The organism is Abyssisolibacter sp. ZYX002 (assembly GCF_056892235.1).
In genome coordinates this window covers 698317-712314 of the sequence record NZ_JARMXH010000001.1, presented here as the reverse complement: position 1 = coordinate 712314, position 13998 = coordinate 698317, and the positions used below count along the sequence as shown (strand labels likewise).

General features: G+C 28.9%; 12 protein-coding genes. 6 read left to right on the top strand and 6 right to left on the bottom strand.

The annotated features are described in order from the left end of the window. The first annotated feature begins 20 nt into the window (after positions 1–20). Positions 21–1361: a sensor histidine kinase gene (locus P3X86_RS03085; protein WP_483291159.1), complete on the top strand. Its 1341-nt coding sequence runs from the start codon at positions 21–23 to the stop codon at positions 1359–1361. Continuing rightward, positions 1324–1905 (top strand): accessory gene regulator ArgB-like protein, encoded by a 582-nt coding sequence (locus tag P3X86_RS03080; RefSeq protein ID WP_483291158.1) that lies wholly within the window; start codon positions 1324–1326, stop codon positions 1903–1905. Before P3X86_RS03085 ends, P3X86_RS03080 begins: the two co-directional genes overlap by 38 nt. 257 nt (positions 1906–2162) lie before the next feature. Here P3X86_RS03080 and P3X86_RS03075 read toward each other — a convergent pair whose 3' ends face one another. Continuing rightward, a complete protein-coding gene (locus P3X86_RS03075; RefSeq protein WP_483291157.1) occupies positions 2163–3818 on the bottom strand; it encodes a glutamine--tRNA ligase/YqeY domain fusion protein in 1656 nt (551 codons plus the stop codon). 354 nt (positions 3819–4172) lie between these two features. Between P3X86_RS03075 and P3X86_RS03070 the strand changes: the two genes are divergently transcribed. Further along, on the top strand, positions 4173–4367 hold the full coding sequence (locus P3X86_RS03070) for a DUF6440 family protein (protein WP_483291156.1): 195 nt from the start codon (positions 4173–4175) through the stop codon (positions 4365–4367). A 66-nt stretch (positions 4368–4433) separates the two neighbouring features. On the opposite strand, the gene P3X86_RS03065 is transcribed toward P3X86_RS03070, so the two are convergent. The 4 genes from P3X86_RS03065 to P3X86_RS03050 all read right to left on the bottom strand — a co-directional run bounded on the left by P3X86_RS03065 (position 4434) and on the right by P3X86_RS03050 (position 8686). Next, positions 4434–5738, bottom strand: a complete 1305-nt coding sequence (locus P3X86_RS03065; RefSeq protein ID WP_483291155.1) for a metallopeptidase TldD-related protein — start codon at positions 5736–5738, stop codon at positions 4434–4436. Continuing rightward, on the bottom strand, positions 5738–7171 hold the full coding sequence (locus P3X86_RS03060; protein WP_483291154.1) for a TldD/PmbA family protein: 1434 nt from the start codon (positions 7169–7171) through the stop codon (positions 5738–5740). The genes P3X86_RS03065 and P3X86_RS03060 overlap by 1 nt, the downstream gene beginning before the upstream one ends. A 118-nt stretch (positions 7172–7289) precedes the next feature. Next, positions 7290–7733 carry a hypothetical protein gene (locus tag P3X86_RS03055; protein WP_483291153.1) on the bottom strand — a complete coding sequence of 148 codons (444 nt, stop codon included), beginning with the start codon at positions 7731–7733 and terminating at the stop codon, positions 7290–7292. 152 nt (positions 7734–7885) lie between these two features. Next, entirely contained in the window at positions 7886–8686 is an 801-nt protein-coding gene (locus tag P3X86_RS03050) for a class I SAM-dependent methyltransferase (RefSeq protein WP_483291152.1), read from the bottom strand. A 130-nt stretch (positions 8687–8816) separates the two neighbouring features. Here P3X86_RS03050 and P3X86_RS03045 point away from each other — a divergent pair, with 130 nt between their 5' ends. From P3X86_RS03045 to P3X86_RS03035, 3 genes are all read left to right on the top strand, one after another. Then, positions 8817–9998 (top strand): carboxylate--amine ligase, encoded by a 1182-nt coding sequence (locus tag P3X86_RS03045; protein WP_483291151.1) that lies wholly within the window; start codon positions 8817–8819, stop codon positions 9996–9998. A 129-nt stretch (positions 9999–10127) separates the two neighbouring features. After that, complete coding sequence (locus P3X86_RS03040) at positions 10128–11315, top strand: carboxylate--amine ligase (protein ID WP_483291150.1); 1188 nt, start codon at positions 10128–10130, stop codon at positions 11313–11315. Between the two features lie 12 nt (positions 11316–11327). Further along, positions 11328–12872 (top strand): Mur ligase family protein, encoded by a 1545-nt coding sequence (locus P3X86_RS03035; RefSeq protein WP_483291149.1) that lies wholly within the window; start codon positions 11328–11330, stop codon positions 12870–12872. A 398-nt stretch (positions 12873–13270) separates the two neighbouring features. Here P3X86_RS03035 and P3X86_RS03030 read toward each other — a convergent pair whose 3' ends face one another. Beyond that, a complete protein-coding gene (locus tag P3X86_RS03030; RefSeq protein WP_483291148.1) occupies positions 13271–13960 on the bottom strand; it encodes a hypothetical protein in 690 nt (229 codons plus the stop codon). Positions 13961–13998 lie beyond the last annotated feature (38 nt).

The window sequence follows — 13998 nt, the reverse complement described above, 5'->3', positions numbered from 1 at the left end:
TATGATGGTAGGTGGTATTTATGGATTCATTCGAATATTTTTGTTGTGTAATCGAAAGTCTTATGATAATCACAATATACAATACTGTTTTTTATAATTATTTGCTTAAGCCTTTAATTTTACTTAAAACTTTAATATTTACTGCAGTATGTTCTGTTGTTATTTACTTCGTTACATTTGCTGTTCCATTTGGATTACATTCTTTTGTAGCAGTATCTTTTGCAATTTTACTAGTTTATATTTTAGATAGACATAATTCTTTTTTATCAGTATTTAAATTAACGTTGCTTATTTTTACAAGTTTTATTTGTTTAGAGATACTTTGTATTATAGCAATAAAACCTTTTAAAGATATTCATATAGATAATATTTTCGGTTTAGTTATATTATTTTCTAAGTTTCTAGTATTATTATTTGTTCGTAAATATAAAGAAAAGTTGAAATTGGCAGATTTTATTAAAAATTTATCACTTGTAGATACTTATATTTTATCCTGTTTATTTATATTGGAAATATTATTTATAATAATTAATAGGTTTATGACTCAATATGATAGCTATCTGATATTATATGAAATATTACTATTAACACTATTCTTAGGTTTTGTTTTAATAATATGTTTTAATTTTAAAAAGATTGTTAGACTCGAAAAAATAAATCATAAGTATGTTGTTCAACAGGAACACATACATAACCTAGAGTCACTGGTTAGCATAGTTAGGAAAGAAAAGCATGATTTTGCGAATCACCTCAATACTATTAATGCAATATGTATCCTCAATAAACCTAATAGTGTTGATAGAATAAAAACTTATCTAAGCAAAATTGGCTCTAATATAAAAGTTGATTATCAAATGTGTGATAGTGGAAATGATTATTTAGATGGTTTACTTGCAGTTAAAAGCAACTTAGCTTATGAGCATAGAATAAAGTTTGATATGTGGTTCGAGATGCCACTAGATTTATTGGATATTGAAGATAGTGATTTAATCAGTATAGTTAGTAATATCGTTGATAATGGTCTTGAAGCTCTGATTACAAATGACAATATACACAAGAAAAAAGTTATGACTATTTCAACGTATGTAGATAATGATATATATCATATTTCCGTTTCAAACAACGGTCCTCAAATCGAAGATTATGCAATGAAAAATATGTTTAATAGAGGCTTTAGTACTAAGGCGTACAAGAAAAATGACCGTGGCTACGGACTTTATATAGTAAAAACCCTTATCGAAAGATATGATGGAACACTTAGAGTAACAAGCAACGAGGATGAAACTCAGTTTCTTATAAAATTTAAGATTGAGGAGGAAAAGGTTGGACAAGTTCGCTCACATGTTAACAAAGAAAATTAAAAAGCAAAATCCAACTTTAACTGAAATAGAAGCTTTAAAAATACAGTTTGGTTTTGAATGTCTATTAAATGAGATTTCAAAAACTATGCTGTTTTTGTTTATCTTCTATTTTTTTGGTTGGATGAGCAATTTAGTTATAATTTTAATGTTTTATGGTGGTTTAAGGTTGTTTGCTGGTGGTTTACATGCTGATACTTATTGGAGATGTTTTGCTCTCTCCTTGGTCACATATATAGTGATAACATTATTAGGTTTATATACTATACCAAATAATGTTACTAAAATTGTAATGATTATTGTGTGTATAGTATTGTTGTTTTTGTATTCTCCTGCTGACCATCCTAATAAGCCTATTATAAGCAATAAAAGAAAAAGAAATATGAAGTATATGTCTATTATAGCATTGATAGTGTTCTTTGTTATTTCTCTATTCTTGCCAGCGTCTATTTCTGCAACAGCTTTATATGCGCTATTATTTGAATGTATTTCTGTGCCATTATCTAAACTAAGAATACATTTATCTAACAAATCTCTTGCTAAATAATCTATAATATAAGTTTTGTAGTTATTTTATTCACAGTATTTCAATACTTGAATACTATAATACTATAGATTTAGTTACAGAAGGAGGTTTAAAAATATGACAGATACTAAAGGTCTATTTAGCGGTTTAATGGATGGCAATGGTACTTCATTATTATTCTTTTTCTTATTACTAGTTGTTATATTCTGTAATTTTTATTACTAAAGAATGCAAACCAAAAGGGACTACTTCACTCATATGACTTAGTCCCTTTTCGTTTATTTTTTGTCCTTTATTTTACTCCATTTATCTTTTAATGATACTATTCTATTATAAACATTACCTTCATCACATATAAAATAACCATGTCTCATAAATTGATATCTATCACCTTTTTTGGCTTCTTTCATAGATTCTTCTAAATAGCAATCTTCCAATACTTTTAATGAATTTTCATTTATTACACTACCCTCTTCTTCACTATCTTTCATCAAATAATCATACAGTTTAACTTTTGTTTTAATACTATGGTTAGCTGACACCCAGTGAAGTGTTCCCTTTACTTTTCTACCAGTAAATCCTGTACCACTTTTTGTTTCTTTATCATAAGTACAATGAAGTTCTATAACGTTTCCTGACTCATCTTTTATTACATTTTCACATTTTATAAAATATGCATGCTTTAATCTTACTTCATTTCCAGGATACAGTCTGAAATATTTCTTTGGAGGGTTTTCCATAAAATCCTCTTTTTCTATATAGAGTTCTCTAGAAAACGGAATTTTTCTTTTGCCTAACTGTTGATTTGTTCTACTATTTTCTGCATCTAGATACTCCACTTCCTCTTTAGGATAATTAGTTATTATCACTTTTAAAGGATTTAGTACTCCCATAACTGTTTTAGTCTTATCTTTCAAATCTTCTCTAATACAATGCTCTAGTATAGAGATCTCTACCATACTATTACTCTTTGCTACGCCTATCTTATCGCAAAATTCTTTTATCGACTCTGGTGTATATCCTCGTTTTCTTAATCCAGATATCGTCGGCATTCTAGGGTCATCCCATCCGTCAACTACTTTATCTTCTACTAATTGTCTTAAATATCTTTTGCTCATAAGTGTATTGGTTAAATTTAGCCTAGCAAACTCTATTTGTTTTGGTGGTTCTTCTATATTGAGTTCTTTCAAAAACCAGTCATATAACAGCCTATGGTCTTCAAACTCTAGTGTACATATTGAATGTGTAATATGCTCTAATGCATCAGATAATGGATGAGCGAAATCATACATTGGATATATACACCACTTATCACCTGTTCTGTGATGAGATACTTTGGCTATACGATATATTACAGGGTCTCGCATATTTATATTTGGTGAAGTCATATCTATTTTAGCCCTTAATACTTTCTCTCCATCTGCATACACACCATTTTTCATTTCTTCAAATAATTTTAAATTTTCTTCTATGCTTCTAATTCTATATGGACTTTCTTTTCCCGGAGTGTCGTAGTTTCCTCTATATTCTCTTATTTCATCTGCACTTAAATCACATATGAACGCTTTATCCATTTTTATTAGCTCTATGGCATAATCATAAAGCTTTTTAAAATAATCAGATGCATAGTATTTTCTATCTTCCCAATCAAAACCGAGCCACTTTATATCTTCCTGAATTGAATCAACATATTCTGTATCTTCTTTTATAGGATTCGTATCATCAAATCTCAAATTACACAATGCTCCATACTCTTTTGCAAGACCAAAATTTATACAAATAGACTTAGCATGTCCTATATGTAAATACCCATTTGGTTCTGGTGGAAATCTTGTATGAATTTTCTGACTTTTTAAATACCCCTCTAAATCTTTATTTATTATATTTTTAATAAAGTTAGAAGGAAGTTTTATATTATCACTATTATTACCCATGTTTAACCCTTCTTCCCTTGTAATATTTTTTTAAATATATCATAAAACAAATCTAATTTCAATTATGAAAAAAACATGAATTTACTCTATATAAATAAATTTTTATCACATTTTAGAATTTATATTACAATTCTTTTAAGGCAAGGTATTTCAACAGTTTTGTTTCGATATTATTTTATTTAATTTGTTTCTTAACGTCATTAATTATACTAAATATTTTTTAGGCAATACAAATCTTTGTCAAAACCTGTGTATTACCCAAGGAATAAAAATTCCATATTAGTTATCTAATTCCATATTTCCTGTTTTGCTTAACAATTATTTATGTTATATTGTTATAAAGGATGTGATTATATGTTTAAAAATAAAAATAAATATGAAAGATTTGAAACTACATATCAACAAGGAACAGTAAATACTAAAAATATCATAGTTGATAAAGAAACTGGTATTAATTATTTGTTTGTTACTAGTAGTTATTGCGGTGGATTAACTCCGTTATTAGATGAACATGGTAAACCTATTATTACTCTTATCAACGAAAAGTAATAGAATGGCAAAAAGGGACTTGCTCAAATTATCATCTGGGCTAGTCCCCTTTTTAAACATTATAACTTATTTTACACCTGCTATGTTAACACCATATAATTGTAAAGTCTTAGGTCCTATAAAATTATTACTTTGCTTTAGTTCTTTTGAAAAATACATATTGCTCTGTACTTCATTTATGTTTCCTGATATTGAACCACCTGTAACTATACTTATATTTTCTCCATCAAAGTATTTAGCTAATCTAATCTCTCCTGCAAAATCACCTACTAACGAATCTACTGAAAAATCTGAAAACGCTAATACTTCTAAATATCTTTCATTCTTCATTTCTTCTATTGTTTTACTACCACCTGCAAATTTTATGTTTGATATTTGTCCAGTTGGCTCTACATTAACATATTGGCAATACCTAGAGCTACCATGATATCTCTGTAGTACTCCGTCTTTGAATATCTCTACTGGTTTAAGCAATACTCCATCAACATCATATGGAGAAGATCCTGTGGAATTATCCATATATGGATCTAGTGTAAGATTAATTACATCTCCTTTAATATCTTCACCTTGCACTAAATCCCCTATTTTAAATGTTGAATGTCCCATATAAATACGTGAAGCTGCCGCTTTTATGTTGTAAAAATTCAATAATGACTTCACATTTTTTCCTGATAATAATACTGGACATGAATCAACTTGTGGTGTTTCTTTAGCTACTGCTCTATCTTTGCTCATCTGTAGCATTTCTTTAACATTATCTCTAATTTCATTTTCATCATAATTGGCAAAATAGGTATTTTGATATAGCTCAACTTCTTCGCCATCTTCTTTCCAATTTGTTATAAACTCTATTTGACCGTCACATGAATTCCAGCTTACATCTATTCCTGTAGATGTAAGTACTCTGCATGATTTTTTATTCAAAAATAACTCTGCTGAGTTTATTCCACCAAGTTCATATTTATCCTCTACAAATAATGCCTCAGTAAATTTAGGTAGCCAATGTCCTAATGTTCCCTCTTCTAGATTACTCTTTACCATAACTTCACTTTTTTCTACGTTTGGTTTAGGTAATTCATAGAATTCATTTTTTATAAACCCTGCACTAAATGCAGCTCCTTTTATAGCTTCTTTGATTTCTTCATTGCTCATAGTAGGATATATATTAACCGATGCCTCACCTTTGTATTTATTACCATCCTCTTCAAAGTCTTTATATACAGTTAATATTATTCTTTTGATATTTTTAGCTCTATTCATATCTACATCATGTTTTATGAAAAATAGCTCTGCTGATTCAGTTCTTGTTTCTATAATTTTCCAATCATCAATTTTTGAGTTCTTCAATATTTCTAATATATTATTAATCATTATCCTAACCTCCCTATCGCTTTAATATAAGGTCCGCCATCGGAGGTTTTAACAAATTCTTTGTATCCTTTACCACACATACCTGAGCCATATAGTTTCATATCGTCAGATATCATTGTTATTGATTTTAGTAGATCTGGAACATACCCTGTAAGTATTACTGGCGCTATAATATTACCAGTAAATTTTCCATCTACAATCTCTTTTCCTTTTGTAAGTATGCACTGTATACCCCAATTTTTAGGGTCTTCCATTCCACTTTGCATTCCTTCTAGCAAATAACCTTTTTTAACTGAAGCTATCATATCCTCAAGCTTGTCCTTACCTGGTTTAAATATAGTGTTAGTCATTCTTGCATAAGCCTTACGTTCGTAAGATTGTCTTTTACCATTACCTGTAGGAACTGTGTTTAATTTTAACGCTGATAAAATATCTGATATCCCAGTCTTTAAAATTCCATTCTTGATAATAACCGTGTCTGTACCTATAGTTCCTTCGTCATCAAATAAGTATGATGATACATGCTTCGCTGTTTTAGCTCCATCATGCATGTCCAATAATTCAGACGCTACTGGTTTTTCAAGGTATTCTACAGCTTTAGCTCTGTTTTTTACAAACATGTCCATTTCAACTCCATGTCCAAACGCTTCATGAGCTATCAATCCAGATACATCTGGTGCACATATAATTTCATACTCTCCTGGTACAACTCTTTTTGCATCAAATAACTTATTAGTATCATCTATTGCACCTTTATAAGAGTTTTCAAGTTCATCTAATATTTCTAATCCCTTAAGTCCTGAAAAAGCTATGAAATCATATTTTGTATCTTTGCCTCTTCTTAATACTGGCACTAAATAAGCTTGAGACCAATTATATGTTTGCTCTAAATCTTTCTTTGTTGATATAAACATTTTTGATACTTGCGTATTGTTATATGCTACTTTAAAATCTACTAGTTCGTTTGAATATTCTAATGCTTTGTCTTTTATCTTAATTAATTTGTTTACTTTTTCTTCATTACTCAATGTGTCAACTGGTATTTCTACTTCTCCGTAAAAAGATTCTTTTATCTCTTCTTCTTTTAATAGTTCGTATTTAGATATACTAATATCGTTTGATTTCAAATTATTAAAATCTTCATTAAACTTATTATGTACTCTGCTAATTGTATGCTCTAATGGTTCGTTACCTAATTCATTAAATGAATATTCAGAATAATTACTGCCATTATAAACTCTTATTACAAATCCCCTCTGACACCAAAAAGAATCATTAACTGCTACGCTATTTTTATCAATATCGTATGTAGTACCCTTTGTATCCTCCCCTAATATAGAAACATACTCAAAGTTTTTAGATAGTTCATTAACGATTCTCTTCATGTTTTCTTTTTGATTACTTAGAAAACTAGATATTTTTAATATTTCCATACAGCACCTCCTTGACTTTTAGCCATATGTAAATTATATCATATTAAGTCTATAAATCAACACTCATCATTGTTTGAAAAACCTTAAAGTGTCAATTACAATTTTTCTTATTAATAATTTATACTTCATTTTTTATTATCTCAAAACCAAAAGATTTTACTAATGCTTTTAACGAACCTGTACCTTTATATGGCCATGACCACGTCATAAATTCAAGTCTTCCTACATCATTTTTTATTAGCTCACATGTACTTAAGTCATATTCGCCGTTTGCTATAGTTTCTATTAATGATACAAAACACCAAGGCCTTATTAATCTATCGTCAGTATGTCTTTCTTCTGCAGGTATTGATTCGTATAATCTCCAATATTTTATTAACTCATCATCTGTAGGCCACCAAAAATTTTTAAGTAATTCTTCACTATAAAAACTTTTCCATCTACTATCTTTATGGTCAATAGAATTGATTTCTTTTAATTCTTTCAGAGAATGAAACATTTTTTGTAATCTCTCAAAGTTTTCGAGTTTGTCCACTTTAAACTCTATGTATAACTTTAACATTTCTATACTCCTTTATGCTATTTTCATAATTGTAGCATAATATTAAATAATAATAAATGAATATATATTACTAATTTTTAAAAGCATTTTTGTATTTAATCGTTTTGATTTTAAATTAATATAAATATTTTACATATATATTATATCTAAAATTATTTTACAGCTGTAACTGTAAATGTTTTGGGAATACCTTTGTCATAATTAGCACATGATAAATTTGGTCTTTCTTTTAAACTCATTATACGCAAACCCTCTTTTGCTACTCCACTTATTATCTCTCCTAGTGTCCATTTTCTAAGCATTACTTTCTCTTTTTTATCTTCTTCTTTAAGGTGTTTGCTATAAGAAACTTCTTGTATTACTAAATCTGAGCTAAAATAATCTCCAGATACTTTGTGTTTTCTGATCTTAGCTGTAGTTCCTCTAGATGTAATTAATTTAGTAGATACTGGATGAAAATCTCTTAGTATAAACAATCCTCCTTTATCTAAAAGCTTATAAACCGTATTAAAAAACAGGTGCAAATCTGAGAAATAATGCAAAATACCCATTTCTGCAAAAACTATATCATAACCTACATCAAAAACTTCCTGCGAGAGATTTAGTACATCAGATAATATATAATTAATAGATACGCCAGCTTCTTTTGCTAATTCTAATGCGTATAGTTTGTTTCCATATGAAAAATCTACAATGCTAACATCCGCCCCCATTAATGCTAATGCTACTGCTTTATTTCCACAAGAACCCATTAAATTCATTATTTTCTTTCCGTTCACTTCTATAAACTCTTCTCCTAGAACTGATAGTAATTTAGATGGATTATTTTTTATTTTTTCTGCTACAACACTTGGTTCTCCAAATCTTGTCACCCACGCATTATAGCTTTCTTTATTCCATGCTTCTTCATTAATATTATGTCCTTGTTGTTTATGCAAATTTATCTCCTCCATTATTTCGACATTTTTTATTATATAATGATTGTCTTGCAAAAGCTATAAAATATGTACTATTTATTGAATTTATGCGAGTATGAGTATAAAATGTATTTGTGTATAATATATCCAGAAAGGAGTCTTTATATTGAAAAACAAAGCAGTTGTTTTAGGAGCAAATTATTATATCGGTTTAAGTATAATTAGATGTCTAGGAACTAAAGGTATTCATGTTACTTCTATTGATTACTCAAAAGAAGGCTCTTACGGAGCTAAATCAAAATACTTAAATGAATCATTGATTGCTCCACACTATAAAAAAGATCAAACAGCGTTTTTAAACTTTCTAATAGATTACGGTAAAAAAGAAGTCTATAAGCCTGTCTTATTTCCATCTGCTGATCTATATGTTGAATTTGTAGATAAACACTTTGATATATTAAAAAAATATTATTTGATACCTCAAACTAAGCAAGGGCTGTATTCTAAAGTTATGAACAAAGATCATTTATCTCATTTAGCTCTAAAACATAATATTCTTATCCCTGAAACTATAGAAATAAAAGATAACTACATAAAGGAAGTAAATGAAAAAATAAAATATCCTTGCCTTGTAAAACCTACTGATTCTGCTTCTTTTGTAGCTATATTTAGAAAAAAGATGTTCAAAGCTTATAATGAAAAACAACTAATTAATGCTGTAAAAGTATCTCAAGAAGCTAATCTAGATATTATTGTTCAAAGAATAATACCAGGCTTTGATGATCATATGTATACATACGATGCATATTTAAACCAAGATAGCAGAGTTACTCACTGGGTAACTTGTCAAAAACATAGACAATATCCAATAAATTATGGTGCTTCTGTATATACTGGGCATAAATATGTCCCTGAATTACATAAAATAGGTTCTGAATTTCTAGAGTCTATTGGATATAAAGGCTTTGCAGAAATTGAATTTAAAAAAGATGCAGAAAGTGGAAAATATTATCTTATCGAAGTTAACGTGCGAATAACTACATTAAATGTACTTATAGATAAGCTTGGTATAAACATCCCTTATATAACCTATAAAGAATTGACTGGCAATCCTATAAAACCATTTAGCATAAAAAAGGAATCAACTCTGTTTTTTTGGTATGCTTATGAAGATTTTATTGCTGTTAAAAATTATATTAAAACTAAACAACTTAGTTTAATGAAAGTTTTAAAATCATATTTTAAACCTAAAGCTTATGCTATATGGGATATGAAAGATCCTAAGCCTTTTATTTATTTTATTGGTTACAAATTAAAACGTTTGATAAGAAAATTAAAATTAAAATAACTAAATTTTGTATTATTGTATAGCTACATATTATATATGTCTACAATATATAAAAACATGCTAATTCAAACTTGTATGATTATGTGTTATAATCAATATGATAGAAATGTATTGTTAAAGGAGAATTTTATGAAAAACAAAGCTGTTGTTCTAGGTGCTAATTATTATATTGGTTTAAGTATAATTAGATGTTTAGGAACTAAAGGTATTCATGTTACTGCTATAGATTATTCTAAAAAAGGTTCTTACGCTTTTAGTTCAAAGTACTGCTCAGAAATACTTATAGCACCTCATTACAAAAAAGAGCCAAAAGCTTATTTGGATTTTTTAATTGATTATTCCAAAAAACAAGAATTTAGACCTGTACTTTTTCCATCTGCTGACCCTTATGTAGAGTTTGTAGATGAATATTTAGATATATTAAGTAAGTACTACCTAATCCCTCAAACCAAAAAGGGATTATATTCTAAAGTAATGAACAAAGATAGTCTTGCAAGATTAGCTAAAGAACATGATGTACTTGTGCCAGAAACTATTGAGATAACAGATGATAATTACATAGAAAATGTAGAAAAATATCTAAAGTATCCTTGTCTTATAAAACCGGCTGACTCTGCATCGTTTGTAGCAAAGTTTAGAACAAAGATGTTCAAAGTTAATAATAGAAATGAACTCTTAGATGCGGTTGATAAAGCAAAAAATGCAAAACTAGATGTTATAGCTCAAAGGATAATACCGGGCTTTGATGACCATATGTATACATTTGATGCGTACTTAGATCAAAATAGTAAGGTAACTCATTGGGTTACATGCCAAAAATATAGACAATACCCTGTAAACTTTGGTGCTTCAGTATATACTACTCAAAAATATGTTCCAGAATTATATGATATAGGTTCAAAATTTTTGGAGACTATAGGATATAAAGGATTTGCTGAAATTGAATTTAAAAAAGATGCTGTTACAGGTAAGTATTATCTTATTGAAGTAAATGTTCGTATCTCTAATCTAAATACCTTATTAAATAAAACAGGTGTTAATATGCCATATTTAACTTATGCTGATTTAACTGGCAATCCTGAAAAACCTTTTGCTGTAACAGATGATACTAACATTGTTTTTTGGTACGCTTATGAGGATTTATTGGCTGTTAGAAACTATATAAAAACAAAGCAGCTAAGCATTGGTAAAGTATTTGGCTCTTATTTTAGACGTAAGGCATGTGCTATTTGGGATATCAAAGACCCAAAACCTGCTTTTAGTTTCCTAAAAAATAAAGCTAGTAAGATATTTAATAAAACAACTAAGAAAAGTTAGAAGGTGAAAAATATGATTAAATTATTTGAATTAATTAACTCAATTGACATTATAGATTCATGGAATCTAAAGAATATCAATATAAATAATATAGCCTATCATTCTGGTAAAGTCACTAATAATGATATATTTGTATGTATTAAAGGATATAAGACAGATGGGCATAAATATGTGAAAAATGCTATAGAAAATGGTGCATGTGCTATTGTTGTAGAAGACTACCAAAGTGGTATAACTCTGCCACAAATACAAGTAGCTGATTCCAGAAAAGCTTTAGCAGATTTAAGTTGTACTTATTACGATAATCCATCTAACAAGATGAAATTAATTGGTATCACTGCTACTAATGGTAAAACAACAACCTCTTTTATGCTAAATCATATATTTGAAAAAAACAAACTGAATACTGGGCTAGTTGGTACTGTAATGGTTAAAGGTGGTAACTTCTATGAACCTTCTATATTAACAACGCCTGAATCATTAGATTTACAAGGGTATTTTGCAAATATGGTGCAACATGGTGTTACTCATACTACTATGGAAGTATCTTCTTCTGCATTAGAGTTAAAAAGAGTAGCTAATGTAGACTTTGATATAGTTTCATTTAATAATGTCAGCAGAGAACATATAGATCTACATGGTTCTTTCGAAAACTATTTCCAGCACAAATCAAGCCTTATACGTAATGTAAAAAAAGGAAAATGGGCTGTCTTAAATATAGACAACCCTCTGATAAAAGAACTTGCTAATAAAACACAGGCAAATGTCATAACCTTTGGTATAGACAATGATGAAGGTCATATTGTTTGTAGAAAATTAGATTTATCTACTGGTAGAGCTAAATATACTATTGAGATATTAAAGCCATTTGCTGTAGATAATAAAATTTATGAACCTTGTTCTTTCGATATTAAACTAAATTTCCCTGGATATCACTCTGTTTCAAACTCTATGGTTGCAATTATTATTGCTATGATTTGTGGTGTTTCCATAGATGTTATAAAGGAAAGCATGAACACCTTTGTTGGAGTTGAGCGAAGATTTGAATTTATTTATGAGGATGATTTTATAATAATTGACGATCATTTTGCTAATACAGCTAATATCAATGCAACATTTGAGACTATAAAGCATATGAGCTACAATAATTTAGCTATTGTATATTCTATTAGAGGCTCTCGTGGCGTAACTGTCAATAGAGAAAATGCACAGGCTGTTGCTAACTGGGCATCTGAACTGGGTATTAAAGAAATTATTGCTTCTCTAAGCAAATCACATGTTGGTACTAAAGATATAGTTACAGATGAAGAATTAGCTGTTTTTAATGATGTGATGAGTAATGCTAATATAAAAGTACATCTTTATAATGAGCTTTCTGATTCTATAGCCCATGCTATCAATAATGTAAAATCAAATGATATAATATTACTCTCAGGCTGCCAAGGAATGGATTACGGTGCGCAAATTGCACTAAAACAGTTACACTTACTTAAACCACATCTTAGTGAAGAGAAACTATTTCATACAATAAAAAATAGAGTTGCAGGTATTTCATAATAATAAGGTGCATATCTATCATTGAGATATGCCTCAGACTGTAGGCAAAAGCCCAATTTCTGCGTTGTTGTTAAAATTTCCGTTGCTCACTTACCTCTGAGTAAGCTCTGCTACTCAATTTTAACACGCCTTGAACTTGAACTCTTTCTACAGTCTGCTATCTTGATGACTTTGTCATCAATCTAAAAGGCATATCTATCATTCAGATATGCTTCAGACTGTAGACAAAAGCCCAATTTCTGCGTTGTTGTTAAAATTTCCGTTGCTCACTTACCTCTGAGTAAGCTCTGCTACTCAATTTTAACACGCCTTGAACTTGAACTCTTTCTACAGTCTGCTATCTTGATGACTTTGTCATCAATCTAAAAGGCATATCTATCATTGAGATATGCCTTTTTTTATTTAAAACTATATATTTTCCCTTCATCCATAGAAACAAATAATTTTGCATCTTCTATAAGAAACAATATATCATTTCTCCCTATGTTTCCTCTGTATAATTTTAATATTTTGTTTGTATTTATGAAAGACTCATACAGTGTTGTCTTATCAATATTAGCTATTTTTTTTACTGAATCATAACCACCTTCAACTAGAGTTGTAGCAATTATTGGACTAACATAACGCAATCTTGTAACATCTATTAGCTTTTTAAGGTATATTAGACGTTCTGTATCTAATTCAAGCTCTTTGGATGCTTTTTCTATAGGCGTATCAGTAAAATATTCGTATAAATCTATAGATGTTTTTAAATTTAATAATGCCAATCTTTTTTGCAAGTTTTCATTAACAAATGGATAATCTGAAAGTTTTCTTGGAGGTGTTATAAAACTAGCAACTGCGCGTCTTAGAACAATAATATATTCTCTATCAATCCCAGATTTTTCTGCAAATACTTCTGCTTTTTTCTTTGTTTTTAATAAATCGTAAAGTTCCTTCATCGTATTGGTTCCCATACCTGAAAGCTTTTTAAACCTGATATCAATGTCATCTCTTAAAATCATCATACTTGGTATTAAATTTCTATTTATTAGCATGTCCTTAAAATAATCTAATGAATATTTAGACAGCTCTAAATGATACCCCATTATATCAACTCCTTAAAAATAAAATGTATTTTATTTAT